This window comes from Flavobacterium noncentrifugens (genome assembly GCF_900100375.1).
Classification (GTDB): domain Bacteria; phylum Bacteroidota; class Bacteroidia; order Flavobacteriales; family Flavobacteriaceae; genus Flavobacterium; species Flavobacterium noncentrifugens.
On the sequence record NZ_FNEZ01000002.1, the window covers coordinates 81,055 to 103,323 of the forward strand.

Annotated in this window: 16 protein-coding genes and 1 tRNA gene; 7 read left to right on the top strand and 10 right to left on the bottom strand. The window is 40.4% G+C overall.

Annotation, left to right across the window (positions count from 1 at the left end; genetic code table 11):
• Positions 1 to 41 precede the first annotated feature (41 nt).
• Positions 42 to 1,121 (bottom strand): site-specific integrase, encoded by a 1,080-nt coding sequence (locus BLS32_RS05035; protein ID WP_170227623.1) that lies wholly within the window; start codon positions 1,119 to 1,121, stop codon positions 42 to 44.
• A gap of 230 nt (positions 1,122 to 1,351) precedes the next feature.
• On the opposite strand from BLS32_RS05035, the gene BLS32_RS18840 reads away from it, so the two are divergent.
• Complete coding sequence (locus BLS32_RS18840) at positions 1,352 to 1,438, top strand: hypothetical protein (RefSeq protein ID WP_091392584.1); 87 nt, start codon at positions 1,352 to 1,354, stop codon at positions 1,436 to 1,438.
• Between the two features lie 62 nt (positions 1,439 to 1,500).
• Here BLS32_RS18840 and BLS32_RS05045 read toward each other — a convergent pair whose 3' ends face one another.
• The 8 genes from BLS32_RS05045 to BLS32_RS05080 form a co-directional block, all read right to left on the bottom strand.
• Positions 1,501 to 3,531 carry a PAS domain-containing sensor histidine kinase gene (locus BLS32_RS05045; RefSeq protein ID WP_245699337.1) on the bottom strand — a complete coding sequence of 677 codons (2,031 nt, stop codon included), beginning with the start codon at positions 3,529 to 3,531 and terminating at the stop codon, positions 1,501 to 1,503.
• Positions 3,532 to 3,583: 52 nt separating this feature from the next.
• Positions 3,584 to 6,757 carry a chemotaxis protein CheB gene (locus tag BLS32_RS05050; protein ID WP_091392586.1) on the bottom strand — a complete coding sequence of 1,058 codons (3,174 nt, stop codon included), beginning with the start codon at positions 6,755 to 6,757 and terminating at the stop codon, positions 3,584 to 3,586.
• Positions 6,758 to 7,058: 301 nt separating this feature from the next.
• Positions 7,059 to 8,300 (bottom strand): site-specific integrase, encoded by a 1,242-nt coding sequence (locus BLS32_RS05055; protein WP_091392588.1) that lies wholly within the window; start codon positions 8,298 to 8,300, stop codon positions 7,059 to 7,061.
• A 274-nt stretch (positions 8,301 to 8,574) separates the two neighbouring features.
• Positions 8,575 to 8,649 (bottom strand) — tRNA-Val (locus BLS32_RS05060).
• 56 nt (positions 8,650 to 8,705) lie between these two features.
• Complete coding sequence (locus tag BLS32_RS05065) at positions 8,706 to 9,926, bottom strand: bifunctional folylpolyglutamate synthase/dihydrofolate synthase (RefSeq protein WP_091392589.1); 1,221 nt, start codon at positions 9,924 to 9,926, stop codon at positions 8,706 to 8,708.
• A 10-nt stretch (positions 9,927 to 9,936) separates the two neighbouring features.
• Positions 9,937 to 10,824 (bottom strand): energy transducer TonB, encoded by an 888-nt coding sequence (locus BLS32_RS05070; RefSeq protein ID WP_091392591.1) that lies wholly within the window; start codon positions 10,822 to 10,824, stop codon positions 9,937 to 9,939.
• Positions 10,825 to 10,872: 48 nt separating this feature from the next.
• Positions 10,873 to 12,099: a Glu/Leu/Phe/Val dehydrogenase dimerization domain-containing protein gene (locus tag BLS32_RS05075; RefSeq protein WP_091392592.1), complete on the bottom strand. Its 1,227-nt coding sequence runs from the start codon at positions 12,097 to 12,099 to the stop codon at positions 10,873 to 10,875.
• Between the two features lie 86 nt (positions 12,100 to 12,185).
• A complete protein-coding gene (locus tag BLS32_RS05080) occupies positions 12,186 to 13,250 on the bottom strand; it encodes an anhydro-N-acetylmuramic acid kinase (protein WP_091392594.1) in 1,065 nt (354 codons plus the stop codon).
• Between the two features lie 97 nt (positions 13,251 to 13,347).
• Between BLS32_RS05080 and BLS32_RS05085 the strand changes: the two genes are divergently transcribed.
• Together BLS32_RS05085 and BLS32_RS05090 are read left to right on the top strand one after the other, a co-directional pair.
• Positions 13,348 to 14,487, top strand: a complete 1,140-nt coding sequence (locus BLS32_RS05085) for an acyl-CoA dehydrogenase (protein ID WP_091392595.1) — start codon at positions 13,348 to 13,350, stop codon at positions 14,485 to 14,487.
• Between the two features lie 118 nt (positions 14,488 to 14,605).
• The gene (locus BLS32_RS05090; RefSeq protein WP_091392597.1) at positions 14,606 to 17,017 is read left to right on the top strand and encodes an ATP-binding protein; all 2,412 of its coding nucleotides are present in this window, start codon (positions 14,606 to 14,608) and stop codon (positions 17,015 to 17,017) included.
• Positions 17,018 to 17,030: 13 nt separating this feature from the next.
• Here BLS32_RS05090 and BLS32_RS05095 read toward each other — a convergent pair whose 3' ends face one another.
• Positions 17,031 to 18,383 (bottom strand): sigma-54-dependent transcriptional regulator, encoded by a 1,353-nt coding sequence (locus BLS32_RS05095; RefSeq protein ID WP_091392599.1) that lies wholly within the window; start codon positions 18,381 to 18,383, stop codon positions 17,031 to 17,033.
• A gap of 439 nt (positions 18,384 to 18,822) precedes the next feature.
• Here BLS32_RS05095 and BLS32_RS05100 point away from each other — a divergent pair, with 439 nt between their 5' ends.
• The 4 genes from BLS32_RS05100 (at position 18,823) to BLS32_RS05115 (ending at position 22,254) form a co-directional block, all read left to right on the top strand.
• Positions 18,823 to 19,470: a hypothetical protein gene (locus BLS32_RS05100; RefSeq protein ID WP_091392602.1), complete on the top strand. Its 648-nt coding sequence runs from the start codon at positions 18,823 to 18,825 to the stop codon at positions 19,468 to 19,470.
• Positions 19,471 to 19,869: 399 nt separating this feature from the next.
• Positions 19,870 to 20,550 (top strand): SDR family NAD(P)-dependent oxidoreductase, encoded by a 681-nt coding sequence (locus tag BLS32_RS05105; protein ID WP_091392604.1) that lies wholly within the window; start codon positions 19,870 to 19,872, stop codon positions 20,548 to 20,550.
• A gap of 34 nt (positions 20,551 to 20,584) precedes the next feature.
• Positions 20,585 to 21,184, top strand: coding sequence for a SprT-like domain-containing protein (locus BLS32_RS05110; RefSeq protein WP_091392606.1), 600 nt, complete (start codon positions 20,585 to 20,587; stop codon positions 21,182 to 21,184).
• Between the two features lie 8 nt (positions 21,185 to 21,192).
• The gene (locus BLS32_RS05115; RefSeq protein WP_091392607.1) at positions 21,193 to 22,254 is read left to right on the top strand and encodes a mannose-1-phosphate guanylyltransferase; all 1,062 of its coding nucleotides are present in this window, start codon (positions 21,193 to 21,195) and stop codon (positions 22,252 to 22,254) included.
• Positions 22,255 to 22,269 lie beyond the last annotated feature (15 nt).

The window sequence follows — 22,269 nt, forward strand, 5'->3', positions numbered from 1 at the left end:
CAAACTAATTACCAATCCTTAAACCTCTTAATGCATCGCACCTATGAACCGGTGCTTTTAACAATTTTAATGGTTCTAAATTTATCTTTCAAAATTAGCATATCGTCGCTTACTTTCTTGTCGAGAACCCGCGCGTAATGCTGTGTTGTCTGAATGTTTTTGTGACCTAGCATTTTACTGACGCTTTCAATAGGTACGCCGTTAGATAAAGTTACTGAGGTTGCAAAAGTATGTCTGGCCATATGGAAAGTGATCTCTTTAGTGATTTCACATAAATCACCAATCTCTTTTAGATAGCCATTCATTTTTTGGTTGCTTAAGACAGGCAAAACGCTTTCCTCATTTAAACACTTAGGATGTGCCGCATATTTTTTAATTAATTCTTCAGGAATTGGAAGCAACGGAATCTTAGATTTAGTGTCGGTTTTTTGACGGTTTTTAAATATCCATTTTTGGCCATCGATACCAATCCCGATATGATCTTGTTTAAGTCCTTTTACATCAACGTATGCTAAGCCGGTGAAGCAGCAGAAAATGAAAATATCACGAACTAGTTCAAGTCTTGGGGTTCGGAATTTCTTGGAGTAAATAGTTTGAATTTCTTCTTCCGTCAAAAACTCAGTTTCGACTTCCTTCATTTTACCATCGTATTTAACGAATGGGTCTTTCTCAAGCCAATCATTGCTGAGACAAATTTTAATAATCTTTCTGAAATTGCGGACATATTTCACTGCTGTATTATTGCTGCACTTCTTTTCGCTTCTTAGATAGAATTCAAAATCGGTAATAAGCGCAAAGTCGATTTTATCGATAGCGATATCCTTAATATTAAATTTCCAAATTAGAAACTCTTCAACATGCTTTAATGATATTTTAAAGCGCTCTAATGTGCCGGGTGCATAGCCGTTTCCTAAAAGACTTTCGATTCGGTTGTTGTGGTCTCTGTAGATAGGCAAAAGCATTCGTTGCGAATCAGTTTCGTCAAACAGGCGCTTCCTGAAGTTCTCAATATTTAAAGCTTCTCTTTTATGGGTAAGCGTCATTTGAATATCAATAATCTGCGATTTTACGGAATCGAGATAGCTATTTATTGAACGGGCTTCTTCGGAGTTGCCTTTCATTTTCGACAGGTCTTCGGACCATTTGGATTTTTCAATGAATTTTTTGGAACTGAATCCAAACCTTTCTCTATTTTCAGTGAAATAATCGGCTCCAAGATCGCTTAATTAATTTACGCGCTGCATGCTGAAGATGTTTTTAATAAAGTAACAACTGATTTGAAAGAAACAACATAGTTCTTTGAGGAAACTTTTGATATTGATTTGGGGCAGTTTCGTAGGACTTTTTTGAAATGAGGGCGCGGAAGAGTGAGCGGACTAAGTTCTTGAACAGTTTGAGGGATACTTTGGTTAGGAGAATGGATGAGGTTGATGAGTAACAAAGATTTGCCCATATAACGTAAGATAAAATCATTTTTGTTAACAGATTGAAAAATGAAACCTATCGCTCCGGTATATAAATGTCAAAGTTAGCGCCACCATTTATAACGGACGATACTGAAATTATGCCATCATGGTTTTCTACAATTTTTTTTACTATCGCAAGGCCGATACCCGTGCCGGGATATTCTTTATTGGCGTGCAACCGTTGAAATACTTCGAAAATTTTGTCCTTATATTCCATGTCGAAACCAATGCCATTGTCGGCAATGTTAATGTGACAATACATCAGCATCGGGTCGATATCCAAATTTTTTATATCGAGACCTTTAACACGATTGCCTTTTACCACCACATGCGGCGGTGTTCCAGGTTTTGTGAATTTAAGCGCATTTCCTATCAGGTTACTTAAAAGCTGCCTGAACTGAAATGGGATTATTTTTGCTTCACATAAATCGCGTATTTCGATAATGCCATTGGTTTCAAGTATGATTTCGGCGTAATCTTTCTTCACATCTTCGGCCAGATCCTGCAAATCGGTAAGTACAAACAGATTGTCGGATAAATTTGTATGGGAGTAAGAGAGCAAGTCCTGTATAAGTTCGCGCATTCTCTTAGAAGCTTCATTGATCTTGCTTAAATAATTTTTGGCGTTTGCTGTGAAGGCCAGTTCTTCGGTATCATACAGCCTGCTGATAAACATTTGTATTTTACGTAAAGGCTCCTGAAGGTCATGACTTGAGACATAAACAAAAGACTGCAATTCGATATTAATTTTCACCAGATTTATATTATTGCTTACCAACTCTTCAGTGCGCTCGGTTACCTGCCTTTCTAATTCGGTTGTGAAGATTTTCTGCTGCTGAATGTCGGTGCTTGTACCGACCCACATCTGGATATTTCCAACTGCATCCTTCTGCGCAATCGCGCGACTCAAATGCCAATGATACTGGTGGTCATATTTTAATAAACGGTGTTCAAATGTAAAGTCTGTACCGGTAGCCATAGCAATCCGCCACTTGTCAGCGTATTCTTCGCTTTCGTCAGGATGAACTAGACTAAGCCAACCTTCGCTTTCTGCGGGAAATTTGGTTAGTCCCATATAAGTAAAAACGGAACGGTTGTAATAGTTCAAATTTCCAAATGGATCAGCCGTCCATATCAATTGAGGCATCGAATCTGCAAGTAACCTGAATTTCGATTCGCTTTCCATCAGGATCTCGCGACGAAGGCGTTCTTCCGTAATGTCGATAAGTGTGCCTATTATCTTAAGGGGTTCATTATTTGAGTCGAAGAATATTTTTCCGTGTGACCTTATCCATCTGGATTCACCATTTTTCTTAATAAACCGCGCCTCATATTTGAAAATACTTGTCTGCATCGCTACCTCGAATGCTTTCTCAACAATGTTAGAAAGATCATCAGGATGCAGTTGGCCCATAAGATCGGCATTCGTAAGCTTTGCATTAGTTTTATATCCTAAGATATTAGCAAGACTTTCTGAATGTATCATTTCATGTGTTTGCAGATCCAGGTCCCAGTTTGCAATACCCGCAATTTCGGTAGCCAACCTCAATCTTTCTTCGGCTTCATTCATTTTTTTGCGTACTTCAACTTTTTCCGTTACATCATTTAAAGTGACAATGATGCCATCTAATTTACCGGATTCATCATTAACAGGGCTGTAGCTTGACGTCCAATAGGTATCTTCCATTTTACCCTTCCTCAACACCGGAAGCCATTGGTCTTCATGCCAAGATGCTTCACCGCTTATCATCAATTCATCGATGATGGGAAGCATTATTCGCCAAGTTTCAGATAGAACCATAGCTCCGCATTTTCCAAGAATATCGGAATGTTTCCCGTCAATACCCATACTTTCATGACAAGCATCATTGTAAAAGCAGGTCATATCGGATCCCCAAAAAAGGAACATAGGAAATTTGGAATTAAGCAATATACCTAATGCCGTGCGCAAACCTACCGGCCACGAATCGATTGTGCCCACAGGCGTGGTGCTCCAATCCTTATCGCTTATAATTACGGACATGGCACCGCCTTTTGAAAAAGAACCCTGTTTTTTAATAAACATTATATGTATTTTTCATGAGTAGGGTATAGCAGGATTGCACTATTATACACATTCAGATTGCGCATTTACTTCCGAGATCTATAATAAACTTTGTGCCTTTGCCATGAGTGCTTTCCACCAAAATGCTTCCACCTGCAGCGTTTATTATTTTTTTTGCCAAGTAAAGGCCGATGCCGCTGCCCTCAATGTCCTGATGCAGCCTGCCGTACATTTCAAAAATTTTATCAATTTCTTTTGGCGGTATGCCTTTGCCGTTATCTTCTATCGTAATAATGCAGGACTCTTCTTTACTGAATGTGCTCACAATAATTTTGGGCGATTTATCACTACGAAATTTTATGGCATTGGCAATCAGATTGTATAAGATGCTTCTTAAATTTTTCTTTGAAAATTGAATCTCCGGGATATCAAATTTCCTGACAATCTCTGCTCCGGAAGAAGCAATCTTATCTTTTAGGCTCCACTCGATGTTATTTATTATTTCGCTTACGTCGATCGCTTCGGTTGGAACCAGGTCGCTTTCAACTTTAGCGATGGTGGCAATGTCGGTAATGAGGGATCGGAAAGTCTGGATTGAGCTGTTGATTATCAATAAAAATTCTGAAAGATTTGAATCCTCAATATTTAATTCGTTCATTAAGGCTATGCTGGCTTCAATATTTCCCAACGGCGCGAGAAGGTCGTGCGAAGTGGCGTGTATGAAATGGTCAAGGTCTGCATTAATTCGCATCAGGCTCCGGTTTTTGTTTTTTAATTCCGATTGCGTTTCTTTAAGTTCAGAGATGTCGTTGAATGTGATTATCGCACCCTTATTCCTGTGGCTAGCCTCTATGTATGGCATAATCATAATTTGATACCATTTGCCATTAGCGGCTTCAATTTCCTTGGTGATCACGATACCTTTTTCGAGTACCAATTTAGTATCGGCGATTATGGTTTCAAATTTGATGTTTGTTGAAATGTGGCTGATGGGTCTTCCTATGTCTGTTTCAACCAAGTTGATATGCTTGACCGCGCCCGGAGAAAACTTCATAAGCCTCATCTCGTTGTCTATAAAAAGCTGCCCGTTGATATTGCTCCTAAAGTAATTATTAAGATCGTCATTGATTTCAAGCAACTCCTTATTCTTTAACTGGTAATCGGCATTGATGGTGTGCAATTCTTCGTTTACAGACTGCATTTCTTCATTAGTACTTTGCATTTCTTCGTTTGCAGATATCAACTCCTCATTAAAAGACTGCATATTTTCATTAGAAGCATCGAGTTTATGATATGATGCCGTCAATTCCTTTTTTACCTGCTTTAATTCTTCTGCCATAATATCAGTATACCTGCGGTTGTATTCTGTTTCATCGAAGGCAGGATATTGCTCCATGCCAGTTCGCAGTGAGATATCATCCTGAAAAACCACAATGAGTCCTTTATGGTCGTTTTCGAGTAAGACCGGACTTACAGTGAGGCTTATTTCCATCATGGAGCCGCTTTGTTTGACCCTTATTCCTTTTACGTTTGATGCTTCATTAGTTTTCAATACCTCTTTACTTAGCGTGTTGAATGCCACTGCCAATGACTTAGGAAGCAGCTCGACCAGGTTGGTATTGAAGTTTTGCTGAAGGAGGTACTTTGAGGTATTTCCGTAGGACTTTATAACCGTATTTTCATGGTCAACGCAAACGGCCAGAAAATTCATTGAATTGGCTAGCGCATTATTGATATTTTCCGTTAAGGAACTGTTTAAATATTTTGAACTATCTTCCTTTGTAACGGATCCTGTCCTCCCTACATGAAGCATTTCCGGAAGTGCAAATGTTTCAAAGGTTACTGAGCGCTTATTTTTCAGGTTCTTGTATATGCGCCATTTTTTGTCGACAACTTCTAAGTTGTCAAGTATAGTCAGGGGATTTTCACTTGAACCCAAAAACAGATAACCGTTTGTCCTAAGACCAAACAATAACATAGTATATACTTTCTTTTGCAACACCGGTGCCATGTAGATCAGAAGGTTGCGGCAACTGATCAGGTGCATGTTGCAATAGGGAGGATTTTTTACAAGGTCGTGCTGCGCAAAAATAAGCATCTTGCGTATTTCAGGCCTGACAATGTAGTTGTTTTCTTTTTTATCAAAATATTTATTAAGATAGGCTTCATTAACATTTTTCATCCTTTCTGAACCATAAATACCCTTACCCGCATAAATTAAAGCCTCGGAATCAATATCGGTAGCGAAAATTTTCACAATAGTCTCCTTATGATTTCCAGTCAGCATTTCCTTAAGCATAATGGCCAAAGAATACGCTTCTTCACCAGTAGCACAACCAGCTACCCAAATTTTAATTTCTTCTTGGGGAAGCAGGCTTTCCAATATTTTAGGAAACACGTTTTTTTTAACTGCTTCAAAAGCATCCGCATCCCTGAAAAAAGCTGTTACGCTAATCAGGAAGTCTTTGGCAAGCGCCTCCACTTCGTCAGGCGCGTCCTTTAATAACACCAAGTATTCATCAAGACTGTATATATTTAAAGATGCCGCCCTCCTTTTTGTCCTCCTGATTATAGTGGACTTTTTATAGTCTGAAAAGTCGAAGGGCAATTTTTCACGGATGTGGTCGACTATAAGAGCGATGCTTTTGTCATCGTTCTTCTTGTCGTCCTGGATGGCAGTATTATGCTTAACGTAGGACTCAATTGTCTTAGGCATGAATTCCGGCTCCAGAATAAAATCAACCATATCAGTTGCAATTGCATGTGCCGGCATACTGCTGAACTCTGTAGTTTCGGGATTGCGGGCGATGATCATTCCGCCAGCTTCCTTGATGGCCCTTATACCTTCGGTTCCATCTGACCCGAGGCCCGAAAGGATAACTCCAATTGCCTTTTTTCCATTATATGCTGCCAGCGAATTAAAGAAAGTATTAATAGTAAGGTGCGGACCCTTCAGTTTGCTTTTATCGGTCAGATACAACTTATTATTATTAATGGTCATAAATTTATTGTTGGGAATCAGATATACCATATTGGTACAAACCGCCATGCCTTGTGCGGCTTCCTTGACAATAAGCTTACTATGCTTTGACAACAACTCAACCATCCGGCTTTTGAAATCCGCAGACAGATGCTGTACGATTACATATGCGACACTGTCAAGTGGAGTATGCTCAAAAAACGTATTGATTTCCTCAATTCCGCCAGCCGATGCTCCGATAGCTATAATATAACTTGGCTCTTCCATATCGAACTATTAATCTATTTGTAAATTTAGTATTGGACACACCCGGGGCATAAACGCTCAAATACAATGTTAATAATTGTCGAGAAGGAGATAGGATTGAAAAATGCTATTACAGCAATTTCCGAATGGCCAGAATTGTTGAAAGTTATCGCTATTTAAGGAGAATAGCTAATGCTAAATGATTTTAATTGAATGATGAAGTAAGTGTTTTTTTATGTGATAAATCAGGTCTTAAATACAAAAACTATATATGTAAGAAAAAGGCTGCCATCGCAGCCTTTTAATAAGTGTTACGCCTTAATCAGCTAATGTGCTGAATGCTGGAAAGGTTATTACTAAATTTTATTCTCAGATTCTGCATATCCTCGCTGACTTTTTTATCTAAGACTCTGGCATAATGCTGCGTAGTCTGAATGTTTTTATGCCCCAGCATTTTACTTACGCTTTCGATCGGAACACCATTTGTCAATGTTACAGAAGTTGCGAAAGTGTGTCTTGCCATGTGAAAGGTAATATCTTTTGTAATTTGGCATAAGTCACCAATTTCTTTTAGATACCCGTTCATTTTCTGATTACTTAAAACTGGCAAAATTCTATCTTCATTTAAACACTTTGGATGACTAGAATATTTATCAATTAGTTCCTCAGGAATAGGCAACAAGGGAATTTTAGATTTTGTGTCCGTCTTTTGGCGGTTCTTAAATATCCATTTTTGTCCATCAATACCAATTCCTATATGATCGCGATTAAGTCCTTTCACATCAACGTACGCAAGGCCAGTAAAGCAACAGAAAATAAAAATGTCGCGAACAAGTTCCAACCTTGGTGTACGGAATTTCTTTGAGTAGATATCTTTGATTTCTTCTTCGGTCAAAAATTCGGTTTCAACTTCTTTCATTTTTCCATCGTATTTAACAAATGGGTCTTTTTCAAGCCAGTCGTTATTGAGACAAATTTTGATGATTTTCCTAAAGTTTCTGACGTACTTAACAGCAGTGTTATTATTACAATTCTTTTCGCTTCTCAAGTAAAAATCAAAATCGGTAATCATCGCAAAGTCGATTTTAGAAATGGCAATATCCTTAATATCGTATTTCCAAATTAGGAATTCTTCAAGATGTTTCAGGGAAATTTTGAAACGTTCAAGTGTTCCCGGTGCGTATCCGTTTCCAAGCAGCCCTTTTATTTTATCATTATGCGCCTGGTAAATTGGGATAAGCATTCTGTCGCGATCGGTTTGACCAAAGAGGTGCTTCCTAAAGTTGTCAATATTTACAGTCTCCCTTTTATGCGTTAACATGATCTCGATGTTTGTGACGTGTGCTTTCATCGAATCGAGATAGCTATTTATTGAACGGGCTTCTTCAGAGTTGCCTTTCATTTTCGACAAGTCTTCGGACCATTTGGATTTTTCAATGAATTTTTTGGAACTGAATTCCAAACGTTCGCCATCTACAGTAAGTCGGACATAAAGAGGTAAAAGTCCTGTGGCAACAGCTTTTTTACTTCTTAAGTAAAAATGCAAAGTGATTTTTTCTTTCATGGTGGTAACCTTTCAATTATTATTCAATTTATCTTTCTGAGTAATAACAAACAAGATGTACAAATTTTGAACAGGTGAGTGAACAGGTTGTTAGTACGGCTGTTTGCAAGGTCTTATGAAATTTAGCGATGCCCTTTGTGACGATTTTTAAAAGGGCATCGCGTTTGTTTCGTAAGATTTAAGATTGAATGAATAATTTGCTACTTGCACAAAAGCAAAAACCCCACAAATCGTAAGATTTGTGGGGTTTTGAAACTAATTGTATTTAAACTTGTGGGCGATGAGGGATTCGAACCCCCGACCCTCTGGGTGTAAACCAGATGCTCTGAACCAACTGAGCTAATCGCCCCAATCCGCTGCAAATATAAGGCTGTTTTTGATATCTGCAAATAAAAAATACAATTATTATAAAATTTCTGCAACGACAAAGGTGCTTCCGCCAATGTAAATAAAATCGTTTTCAGTTGCTGATTTCAGAGCGGCAACATAAGCTTCTGAAACAGAATTGTATGTATTTCCGATGAGGCCGAATTTTAAGGCTGTTTCTTGCAAGAGCGATGCATCCAATCCGCGTGGAATATTAGGCCTGCAGAAATAATATTTCGCATTTTTTGGAAGTAAAGGCAGGATTTCACCAAGATCTTTGTCATTCACAACACCTAAAACCAGGTGCAATTGCTTAAAATCGTCTTTTTGGATTTGATTTAAAACCACTTCAAGCCCCTGTTTGTTGTGTGCTGTATCGCAAATGACTTTCGGATTTGATCGCAATTGCTGCCATCTGCCCTGAAGCCCGGTATTTTTAACCACGTTCAGAAATCCGTTTTTAATGTTGTCTTCGGATATTGAAAACTGATTCTGGTTTTGCAAGATACGAATCGCCTGCAATACTGTTTTTTTATTGTGAATTTGGTAATCCCCGATTAAATCGGAAGGATAATTATCTGAAATCAAATCCGACGCAAAGTAAATTTTAGACTTCGTTTCATTGGCTTTAGCCTCAAAAACAGCTTTGGTTTCTGATGTATATTCGCCAATAACTACTGGAATTTCGGGCTTAATGATTCCGGCTTTTTCACCGGCGATCAGTTCCAAAGTATTTCCGAGAAATTGCACATGGTCGATGCCAATATTCGTAATCACCGAAATTAGCGGCAGAATGATATTCGTAGAATCCAGCCTTCCACCCAATCCGGTTTCAATGATCGTAATGTCAACGTTTTCCTTGTCGAAATAATCGAAAGCCAATCCGACCGTCATTTCAAAAAAACTCAACTGGTTTGCTTCAAAAAACGATTGGTGCTTTGCTATAAAATCGACGATAAAATCTTCTGAAATTTCGCTTCCGCCGATTTTAATGCGTTCCCGAAAATCTTTCAAATGCGGCGAAGTATACAATCCGGTTTTATATCCGGCTTCCTGCAAAATCGAAGCCAGCATGTGCGAAGTCGAGCCTTTTCCGTTTGTTCCTGCAACGTGTATGCATTTGATTTTCCGTTCGGGATTTCCAAGATGATCCGCAAGCAAAATCGTATTGGTCAAATCGGTTTTATAAGCCGACGCGCCTTGTTGCTGGTACATCGGAAGCTGTGCAAACATCCATTGTACCGTTTCCTGATAAGTCATCTGTAAAGTATTAATCGGTCAGTTTGAAGTTGTAAATAATCTTCCCGATTTGTTTGTCCGGTGCCTCGTTGTCCGATTGCCATTTGGTGTTCATGGCTGCAATTTTTGCCTGATCCAACAAACATTTTGCAGCATTGGTTGTTCCGCGGATTCCCGGATTTGCAGTCACAACACGGCCGGTTTTATCGACAGAAATCTGAACCACAACAACGCCTTCTTCCTGACAGGTATAATCCGGTTTTGGCTTAGAAAGTGCTTTTCTGTTTCCGAGTTGGTAATTTCCGGTGCCGTTCCCGGATCCGCCGCCATTGCCGTTTCCATAACCGCTTCCGGTTCCAAGTCCTTGCCCTGAACCATTTCCGCCGCCACTTCCTGTGCCTGTTCCACCGCCGCCATTATAGCCGCGCGCATTCGGATCACCGTTTGCTTTTCCTTTATTTCCGGGTTGGTCGTCATCGCCATCACCCGATTTGTTTGAACCGTTTAATAAGTTTGATAAAGCATCGGAGGTCGATTTTGAAGGTTTTGGAACGACTTTTTCTACCGGTTTTTCAACGACTTCTTTCTTCGGTTTTTCAGTATTTTTTTTGACATTTGCGATTACCGGAGCGTCGTCATTTTCGCTGACGATGATTTCTTTTTCGACTGCTTTCGGCTGCTGGGTTTGCTTTGGCGCAGCAACGACTTTTTCCATCGATTCAAAATTATCGCCCGATCCAAATTCGCTGTCGCCGAAATTTACGGCCACTTCGCCACCACCGCCGCCGCCGTCAAGCTGCTCGAGCATCGTGATGTCGGAATATTTCAGAAAGAAAAAAAGCATAAACAAGATCGCAAACAACGCCGTAGTAATGGCAAGCGATTTCTTTTTATTTTCGGTTTCCTGTGCTGCGGTCATGTCCAAAATTCATTTGTGATATAACGAAAGTAAGTAAAATAAATTGTTTTATACCAATTGTTTCAGCGCGATCTCAAAGGCAGTTGCGCTGATATTTGTTTTGGATTGGCTGATTGAATGTGCTTTCGAAATCGCTTTGCGGATGGTTTCAGACGTATCGGCAAAAATAGCCTCGTCGGTCATTTGTACTTTTTTCTCCATAAAGTAGGCAAATACACGCGCCATCCCGCAGTTTGAAATAAAATCCGGGATCAGGCTGACTTTCTGGTCGATGTTTTCCATGATCGGGCCAAAGAAAATTTCCTTATCCGCAAACGGCACATTCGCACCACATGAAATCACTTCGAGTCCAGACGCAATCATATTCTCGACCTGGTTTTGCTGCACCAAACGCGAAGCTGCGCAAGGCGTAAAAATTTCTGCGCCAATGGTCCAAATTTTCTCATTAATTTCCGCAAAAGGAATCATGTTTTCGGCCACCAGTTTGTTGCCGTCTTTATTCAGGAATAAATTTTTGATTTCTTCAAATGTGAATCCGCTTTCGTTGATGAGTCCGCCATCGCGATCAATAATTCCAACGACTTTTGCGCCCATTTCTGCCAGGTAAAAAGCAGCAGCCGAACCCACATTTCCAAATCCCTGCACAATCGCTTTTTTGCCTTTAACATCGCCGCCATATATGTTGTAAAAATGACGCACTGCTTCAGCCACGCCATAACCGGTGATCATATCGGCAACGGTATATTTTCTGGAAACATCGGGTGAAAATGAAGGATTTTCGATCACTTTGACAACGCCCTGGCGCAATTGCCCGATGCGGTTGATCTTATCGGCTTCCGTTGGTTTAAAATGCCCGTTGAAAACGCCTTCCTGCGGATGCCAGACGCCACATTCTTCGGTCATTGGAATGACTTCGTGGATTTCATCAACGTTTAAATCGCCGCCGGTTCCGTAATAACTTTTCAAGAGCGGGGAAACGGCTTTGTACCAACGTTTCAGAACGCCTTCTTTTCTTGAGTCGTTCGGGTCGAAATTGATCCCCGATTTTGCGCCGCCAATCGCCGGTCCGGAAACTGAAAACTTGACTTCCATGGTTTTTGCCAATGAAAGCACTTCGTTCATATCTAAGCCTTTCCTCATTCGGGTTCCACCTCCAGCAGCGCCGCCGCGAAGTGAATTGATGACTGTCCAGCCTTCAGCTTCAGTTTCGGAATCCTTCCAGTTAAAAATAATTTCAGGCGATTTATTTTCAAATTGCTGCAGTAATTCTTTCATTTTGTTGTGATATGTTTAAGTTGGGCAAATATAAAAAATCAAATAATGGGAATTCCGTATTTTTTCATAATAATCCTAAAAATGAATTATCCGAAAATAACACCCGAACTGTGGTCGTATTTTGCACCTGTAACCGATGATAAGGCATTGATTTCATTTCGCAGTTTTAACACGCCGAGCAATGCAAAGATCAGCGCTTCCTTAAATTCCAGGATTTTAGCATCGGGAATGATGATTTGCATTTCGGGAAGATGTAATTGTATTTTTTCGATCAGGAAATCATTGTAAGCGCCGCCGCCGGTAAGGAGTAATTTGCCGTTTTTAATGGGCAAAGCTTCGGCGATCTGAAACGCAATATGTTCGGAAAAGGTGCGCATTTTATCTGCTACAGCAATATCAAAACTTTCAATCATGGGAAGCAAAATTTCTTTTACATATTCAAATCCAAGGGATTTCGGAAATGATTTTTTATAGAAATCAAGCGCAGTCAATTGATCGAGCAATTCCTTATTTATATTTCCCGATCTGGAGATTTTTCCTTTATCATCATAGTCAAATCCCAACCGATTGGCATAAAAATTCAAAACCGTATTCACTGCAGAAATGTCAAAGGCAATCCGTTTTCCATTTGCTTCAAACGACACATTCGAAAATCCTCCAAGGTTTAGGCAATACTCGTAATCTGAAAATAAAATCCGGTCGCCAATGGGGACTAAAGGCGCGCCTTGTCCGCCCAATGCTACATCAGCCACGCGAAAATCACAAACGACTTTTTGTTTAGTGATTTCAGCAATTTCTGGAAGATTGCCAATTTGCAGCGTCAATCCGTTTTGCGGCTGGTGCAAAATCGTATGGCCGTGGGAGCAAACCGCATCGAGATTTTTGAGATTGTTTTTTTGGATGAAATCGGAAATGGTTCCGCCAAGCAATTTCGTGTAATCAGCGTTCAGTTTTTGCAGTTCGCTTTCTGAAAAATCAACCGCTTTTTTTAAAGTTGAAACCCAGTTTTTACTATACGGAATTGTCTCGCTTTCGCCGATCTCAAACGTCCATCGTCCATCAAAAATCGTAAATTTCACATGTGCAAAATCGACGCCGTCGAGCGAAGTTCCAGACATGATTCCTACAACGTTATAGTTTTCTTTGATCATCGGCCAAAATTACGAATCAAATGTCAAAAATTCGCAATTAAAAATTTATCTTTGGCAACATTTTTCAAGCAAACAACATTATTTATTCTATATTATTATGGATTTTAATCTGACCGAAGAACACTTAATGATCCAACAAGCCGCGCGCGATTTTGCCCAGGCAGAACTGCTTCCAGGCGTTATTGAGCGTGACGAATTTTCGAAATTTCCTACAGAGCAAGTGAAAATGATGGCCGATCTGGGTTTCCTCGGAATGATGGTTGACCCGAAATACGGCGGTTCCGGACTCGATAGCGTTGCCTACGTTTTAGCGATGACCGAAATTGCAAAAGTAGATGCTTCGGCTGCGGTCGTCATGTCGGTCAACAATTCGCTGGTTTGTGCCGGTCTGGAAAAATACTGCAACGAAGAACAAAAAATGAAATATTTGGTGCCGCTTGCCAAAGGTGAAGTCATTGGGGCATTTTGTCTTTCTGAACCTGAAGCAGGATCTGACGCGACTTCGCAAAAAACCACCGCGATCGATAAAGGCGATCATTATTTATTGAACGGTACAAAAAACTGGATTACAAATGGCGCTTCGGCATCGACTTATATTGTCATTGCGCAAACGCATCTCGATAAAGGCCACAAAGGAATTAACGCTTTTATTGTGGAAAAAAGCTGGGCTGGTTTCGACATTGGCCCGAAAGAAAAAAAGATGGGAATCCGTGGATCTGATACACATTCGTTGATGTTTAACGATGTCAAAGTTCCGAAAGAAAACCGCATTGGTGAAGATGGTTTCGGATTTAATTTCGCGATGAGCGTCTTGAATGGCGGACGCATCGGGATTGCTTCACAGGCTTTGGGAATCGCAACAGGCGCTTATGAGCTGGCATTAAATTATTCAAAACAACGCAAAGCTTTCGGAAAAGAGATTTCAAAACACCAGGCGATCGCTTTTAAATTGGCAGATATGGCGGTACAGATTACCGCTGCCAGATTGCTGTGCTTTAAAGCCGCAACCGAAAAAGATGCCGGAAAAGACATTTCAGAATCGGGTGCCATGGCCAAATTATACGCGTCGCAAGTTGCAATGGACACGACGATAGAAGCCGTTCAAATTCACGGAGGAAACGGTTATGTGTCTGAATATCATGTCGAAAGAATGATGCGCGATGCGAAAATCACACAAATTTACGAAGGCACTTCTGAGATTCAGAAAATCGTGATTTCGCGGAGTATTTTAAGTTAAGATTTTAGAGATAAGATTTACGAACAGCTGTCATTTTGATGGCTGTTTTTATTTTAAAATCTTCATTTTTTAAAATCCTGCATTTTCAAAAAATCAAAATTAAACCTACCTTTATGACATGAGCCAAAAACAATCGTCAACTAAAGGCAAAGTCATCCTCGGATATTTACTGATATTCGCCATTGCCGTGGTTTCGGTCTGGTTCATCTACAACGAAATCCTTAAAATCGCGATTCCCGACAAAGACGTCAATTCGGAAAACAAAAAAATCATCCAGATCAGCAATGCGATTGCCAACTTATATGCGTCTGAAGCTGCGGGGCGTAATTCCATTCTAACGGGTTCTTCCAAAGATTTTAAAGAATATCAAAAACTGCTCGACAGCGTCAACAACCAGATCGAACAAATCAAAACCGACAGCGATCCGGCGCAACTCGGCAAACTCGACACGATTCAAAACCTGCTCAAAAAGAAAAAAAACAGCATCAACGGCATTATCCAGTTCCGGAATTTCTACAACCAGCAAAACACTTTCGACCGCGCCGTCGGCAAAATTTACAAAGTCAAGGATTCTTTAAACCGAAGCGTAAAACCAATCCAGTTTCGGGACAACTCGCAAATGCGCGAATTCCTGAACAATGTACTGACGAAAAAGCAAATGGATTCGCTGAGTAAATTGCCGGTTTCGAATGAAAAGTTGACTTCCGAAATCGAGAAAATGCTGACACAGGTTGTGATCAAAGATAACAAGATGAAATACCAGTTGTTTCGGAAAGAGCAAAGTCTGCAGGACGAAAACCGCATCATTTCGGATCAGCTTCGGATTGTACTTTCGTCGTTGGAAAAAGAAATTTTACAAAAATCGTATCTGAAGATCAACAAATCCAAATCGGCGATCAACAACACGATCGAAACCATCGCCTGGATTGGCGCGATCACTTTTTGCCTGTTGATTCTGTTTGCCGGAATCATCATCCGGGATTTAACCATCAGCCAGAATTACAGGAAACAGCTTGAGGAACTCAACGACGACAAGGAAAACCTGCTGCGAAGTAAAACAATGTTAATGGCAACGGTCACGCACGACATTCAAACGCCGCTTGGAAGCGTAATTGGGTTTTCTGATTTGCTGAAAAATACCGAAACCACGCCGAAACAAAAGCAATATCTCGACAATATCAAACATTCGGCGCAATACATTATTAAGTTGGTGAATGATTTGCTCGATTTTTCGAAGCTTGAAAACAATAAGATCAACATTGAAAAAGTCAGTTTCAATTTCAAGGAACTGATCGAAAGTACGTGCAAACCATTAGAACCAAATGCGACGAACAAAAACATCGAATTGCGTTTTGATGTTGACGATGCGCTTGACCAGAATTTCATTTCCGATCCGTATCGCTTAAAGCAGATTTTGACGAATTTAATTTCGAATGCGATTAAATTTACGCAGCGCGGTTCGGTTGAAGTTAGCGCCAAACTCGAAAACCACAAAATAATCGTCGCCGTGATCGACACCGGAATCGGGATTGCGAAAGACGAACAAGAAGCTGTTTTTAAAGAATTTACCCAAGCGCATGCCGGGATCGAAAAGAAATTTGGCGGCACCGGTTTGGGTTTGACGATTGCCAAAAGATTGCTTGAAATGCTCGACGGAACGATAGAACTCGAAAGTATCGAAGGACAAGGCTCGATTTTCACGATCGAAATTCCGGCCATTGCATCAGAAATTAAAAAGTATGAATCCAATAAATTGCAGCCTTCAGGGGCATTTGACTTTTTGGAGAACAGAAAAATTTTAATTGTCGATGATGATGCGATGCAGTTGTCGCTGATGAAAGAAATTTTCAGCAATTATCCGGTTCAAATTACAACGATCACCGATGCTTCGAATGTCAAAGCAATGCTCGAAAACGAAAAGTTCGACTTGATTTTAAGCGACATCCAAATGCCGCAGATCGACGGATTTGAATTGGTTCGAATCATCAGAAACAACAACAATCCTGAAATTGCCACCATTCCGGTAGTCGCACTTTCGGGAAAAAGGGATCTGAATCCCGAAGATTTTACGAGCAAAGGATTTACGGCTTTTCATCCAAAACCATTGCAGCTTGACGAATTACTGCTGCTGATCAAAGCAATTTTTAAAAACGAAAAGTTTACCAATACAAAAATCCGCAAAAGCGAAAATACCGGAAAGTTGTTCGACCTTAAAACTTTAAACCAGTTTACACAAAATGATCCGCACGCGCTCAAAATGATTGTTGAAAATTTTATTGAAAGTACGCAGGAAAATTGCAGCGTTTTAAAATGGGCTGCAGCCGAAAATGATTTGGAAAAACTATCTGAAACTGCTCATAAAATGATTCCGATGTTCAGGCAAATGGAAGTACATTCGGTTGTTGTTTTACTCGAACCACTGGAAGATCAGAAATTAAATCTGGAAGTAAATGGAATGAAAGATTATGTTGCAAATAGCTGTCAGAAAATAGAGGAACTGGTAATCCGGTTGAAGATCGAGGTGCTTTAGGTTGAATGACAATTTACAAATCAATATTGTACAGCTTCAGTTTATTATACAACGTTTTTCGGTCGATATCCAGCAATTTTGCCGCTTTTGATTTATTGAAATTTGCGCGTTCCAAAGCCGATCGAATTGCCGATTCTTCATTGAGTTTTGAATAAGCCGGAACTTCTTCCGTTGTATTTGCGTTTAACATTTCCTGCGGTAAAACCGCAATTGAAATGACATCCGATTTTGTCAAAAGTACCGAACGCTTGATCGTGTTTTTCATTTCACGCAAATTTCCCGGCCAGTCATAGTTCATAAATAAATCGGAAACTTCTTTGTCAAACCCCAAAATATCTTTCTCCAGATCTTCATTGGCTGCAGCCAGAAAATGGTTTGCGAAAATCATGATGTCGTGTTTTCGCTCGGACAATTTGGGTGCCTGAATGCTGAATTCATTGAGCCTGTGGTATAAATCTTCACGGAAATCGCTTTTTTTTACGGCCTCAGACAAATCTTCGTTGGTCGCTGCAATCACGCGAATGTCGACTTTGATCTCATTGTTGCTTCCAATCGGTTTGACTTTGCGTTCCTGAAGTGCGCGAAGCAACTGGATTTGGACTTCATATGACAAATTGCCAACTTCATCCAGGAAGATCGTTCCGCCGTTTGCCGCCTCAAAATGCCCGGTTTTATCAGTTACTGCGCCGGTAAACGAACCTTTAAGATGGCCGAAAAATTCGCTCGATGCCAGCTCTTTTGGGATCGCGCCACAATCGACTGCGATAAAAGGCTTGTTGGCGCGTTTGCTTTGCATGTGAATCGAATGCGCGATGTATTCTTTTCCTGTTCCGCTGTCGCCGATGATCAAAACCGACATGTTTGTTGGTGCCACCAGGGAAATGTATTCGTGCAACTGATCAGAATGCGAGCTGATCCCTGTTACAAATGAAGGCGTATTATTGTTGGATTTTTTCGGGGAAGTTTTTTCTTTCTGAAGGGAAACTGGTTCGGATTTTTCGTTTTTCTTTTTAAGCGCCTGTTCTATCGTATGCAGGATCTCATCAGGATTGATCGGCTTTCCGACATAATCGTATGCGCCAATTTTCATCGCATTGACCGCCGTTTTAATATCGGTATAACCCGTCATTAAAATGACCTGGGTTTCAAATGAAATTTCCTTGGCAAGTTTTAAGATCGCTAATCCATCACTGTCCGGCAACCTGATATCGGTTAAAACCACATCAAATTTCTGGCTTTTGATGCATGCTTCGGCTTCGTTCGCGTTAAATGCATTCATCACTTCATAGCCTTTTTTTTGTAAAAAAGTTTTCAGCATCATGCAGAAGGCAGTGTCGTCATCAATGACCAGGATTTTTGAACTCATGAGTTGCTTAGAATTGGGCGTTGGTTTACAAATTTAAAATTTTATAATCATTTCTGCGTGTTAATATCTGTTATAATCCAAAAACACAAAAGGAGTCATTGCTGACTCCTTTTGTGCGAAGATTGCTCTCCATTACCCAATTTAACTTAACTATGCTTCTTGTAGAAAGCTGCTTTGATGAGCGACTTTGTTGGTTTCGGAACCGAAACCTTTATATTTTGTGTTGATCGTCGTTTCGATTTGATAGGGTTATTGAAAGAATGATGCCAAATCGTATAAGCTCAATTAAATTCGCTTAAATATCTTTGATAACGCTACTTCACACAGGTGGGAATCTCACTCAAGCTAAAAAACGTTTCGTGGAAATGTGTAGAAAATAATTTGGAAGTGTGGAAAATGCCACACAAAAATGTAACTTACTGGCGCAAAATAAATTTTAATGAAGGTTCTCAAAAATGTAGTTATTGGTTTCCTGATCAGTTTTATGGGTTCGCTTCCCATGGGTTACCTCACCATCGTTGGCTTCGAATTGTATGATAAATTAGGGATGCCTGCGCTGGTTTCGTATCTTTTTGGTGTCATTAGTATTGAAGTATTCGTGATTTATTTCACGCTGATTTTCGCAGATAAGCTTGCGAGAAATAAAAAACTCATTAGGATCATTGATTTTCTATACATTTTTTTCCTGCTCCTATTGGCTTATATTTTTTATTCCCATTCTAAAACAACTGCCGCCGAAGGCAGTTACTGGCAGGAATATGCGTCTTTTTCGCCTTACATCATTGGCGTGATATTAAGCGCTATTAATTTTGTGCAAGTGCCGTTCTGGGTAGCTTGGAATTTATATTTACTCAGCAACAAGTTCATTTCAGCCGATTTAAAATTCAGGTTCTGGTACGTTAGCGGAACCCTCGCCGGATCATTTTTCGGCATCATGACCATTTCATTGTTCCTCAATTATGTCAGCAACGCCAGCAGTTTTTTTTCAAAATACCTGATGTCGCATATCATTCCGCTATTGTTTGTCACGCTGGCCGTTTTCCAGGCCTATCGTTTTTACACCAAACACATTGCAAAGAAGAAGTGATTTTTGGGCGTGCCACCGGCTCCGCTGCGCTGCGCCGCTGTCAGGCTGTCCGCTGCAATCTTTTTAATCTCCGCTTTGCTGCGATTTAAAAAGGATTTCCACTTCCATCCTTCACGCAAAAAAGTATCCTAAATAAAAAACCATTAAGTACATTAAGTGTAATTTCTTGTTTTCTTAATGCTCTTATGGTTTTTATCAAGATGGTGCGAATTCCCAATCCGTGCCTACAATATCATATTTAACTTGCTGCTTTTCTTTGTTGGCACGGTACAATCCTACGCGATCGTTCAGCTTAATTGACCTTATTTTCTTAATGGTTTAAAAACAAACGATAAATTGTCTATTCTGATTCCAACACTACACACATTTATTATTATTTTTACGCTTGAATACAATCCAATGAGTAAAAACATCATCATCACCGGCACCAGCCGTGGCATCGGTCACCAGCTCGCTTTGCAGTTTGCTAATGCCGGTCATCAGGTGCTTGCGCTTTCCCGCAAAATACCGCAGGATTTGCTGGCACACCAAAACATCAGCTGCCTTTCAGTAGATTTATCTGAAGAAAGCGACCTGCAAAAAGTAGAAGATTTCCTTTCATCGACGTGGAAAAAAGCAGATGCAATCATCCACAACGCCGGAAGCTTGATCCTAAAGCCATTCGCAGAAATCACCACATCCGAATTTGAAAATATATATAAAGTCAATGTTTTTGCCGTAGCAGCGTTAACAAGGATTGCGTTGCCGTATTTGCAGAAAGGCAGCCATGTGGTTTCCATCAGCAGCATGGGCGGCATCCAGGGCAGTGTGAAATTTGCAGGGTTGTCGGCATACAGTTCGAGCAAAGGTGCTGTCATCACTTTGTCTGAATTGCTGGCTGAAGAATATCGGGAACGCGGCATTGCCTTCAATGTTCTCGCATTGGGATCGGTGCAAACAGAAATGCTCGCCGAAGCTTTTCCGGGTTATCAGGCGCCGTTATCCGCAGCTGAAATGGCCAGTTATATTTTTGATTTTACGCTCAACGGCAATAAATATTTCAATGGGAAAGTGCTCCAGGTTTCAGCAACAACACCTTAAAAAGGTACAAATCTAAATCCATAACGTATAACTTTTGAACGAGACTTTAGCCAGATATTTGCCCGAACATGCCGTGAAGCCGGTTTTCGAACTCATCGTTGCCAATGAAGTGCACCTGAAGATCGTAAATGAACGCATGACGCGGCATGGCGATTATCGCAAAGCATTGGGTGGAAAGCATGAAATCACGGTCAATTCGAGCCTCAATAAATATAAATTCCTGATCACGCTGGTGCATGAAATTTCGCATTTGGTCGCGTTTGAAAAGTTTGGAAGAAACATCAAGCCCCATGGAGGCGAATGGAAATATACCTTTCAGCGGCTAATGGTTCCATTTATCAGGCCCGAGATTTTTCCGGCACATTTGCTGCCGTTGCTCGCCAGGCATTTCAAGAATCCGGCGGCAAGCAGCGATACCGACGCAACATTGGCATTGGCACTCAAACAGTTCGACAAGGAGAATGATAAAAATTATATCTTTGAAATTCCGTACGGCAGCAACTTTAGGATCCACAACGGGAAAATTTTTAAAAAGGGCGCATTGCGAACCAAAAGATATGAATGCGTTGAAGTGAGTTCAGGTCGCATGTACCTGTTCAACCCCAATGCAGAAGTGGAATTATTACCAAATTAAAAGCAATAATGAACAAAAATTATTACGCGATATTGATGGCCGGCGGGGTAGGATCGAGGTTCTGGCCGGTAAGTACTGCCGAATTTCCAAAGCAGTTTCACGACATGCTTGGTTCTGGTTCGACATTGATCCAGAAAACGTTCAGCAGGCTGTCAAAACTCATTCCGGCAGAGAATATCCTGATCCTGACCAATGAAAGATACAATGACATTGTTTTAGAGCAACTTCCAATGGTGAAGCCTGAGCAGGTTTTGCTGGAACCTGCCATGCGAAATACGGCACCTTGTATCTTATATGCTTCTTTAAAAATCCAGAAACAAAACCCGGATGCCGTCATGGTTGTTGCGCCAAGCGACCATTGGATTGAAGATGAAAATGCTTTTGTTGCCGATCTTCAGGCCTGTTTCGATTTTTGTACACAAGAAACCGCCTTGATGACTTTAGGCATTCAGCCTACTTTTCCAAATACAGGTTTTGGTTACATCGAATACGACAAATCTGATGAAAAACCAATAAAGAAAGTAAGTCATTTCAGGGAAAAACCCGATTATGAAACGGCAAAATCATTTCTGGAAAAAGGGAATTTTCTATGGAATGGCGGCATTTTTATCTGGAGCGCCAAAACGATTACGGCTGCTTTTGAAAAATTTCAGCCGCAGATGAATGCTTTGTTCCAGAAAGGGATAGAGAGCTACAATACAGCTGATGAAGTTCGTTTCATCAATGAAAATTATGCAGCGGCAGAAAATATTTCGATTGATTATGCAGTCATGGAAAATGCAGAAAACGTGTATGTCCTCCCTGCAACTTTTGACTGGAACGACCTTGGAACCTGGGGTTCGCTGCATGAAAAACTCGGTAAGGATGAAAACAACAATGCGGTTGTAAACGCCAGGGTAATTCTTGAAAATGCATCAAACAATATCATCCGGACCGATTCTAAAAAAATCATTATCATTGATGGCCTTGATGATTTTATTATCGTCGACAAAGACAATATCTTATTGATTTATCCCAAGTCAAAAGAGCAGGACATTAAAAGAATTACCGGATTGGCTGCAGAATTGTAAAGCACAGATAGATTA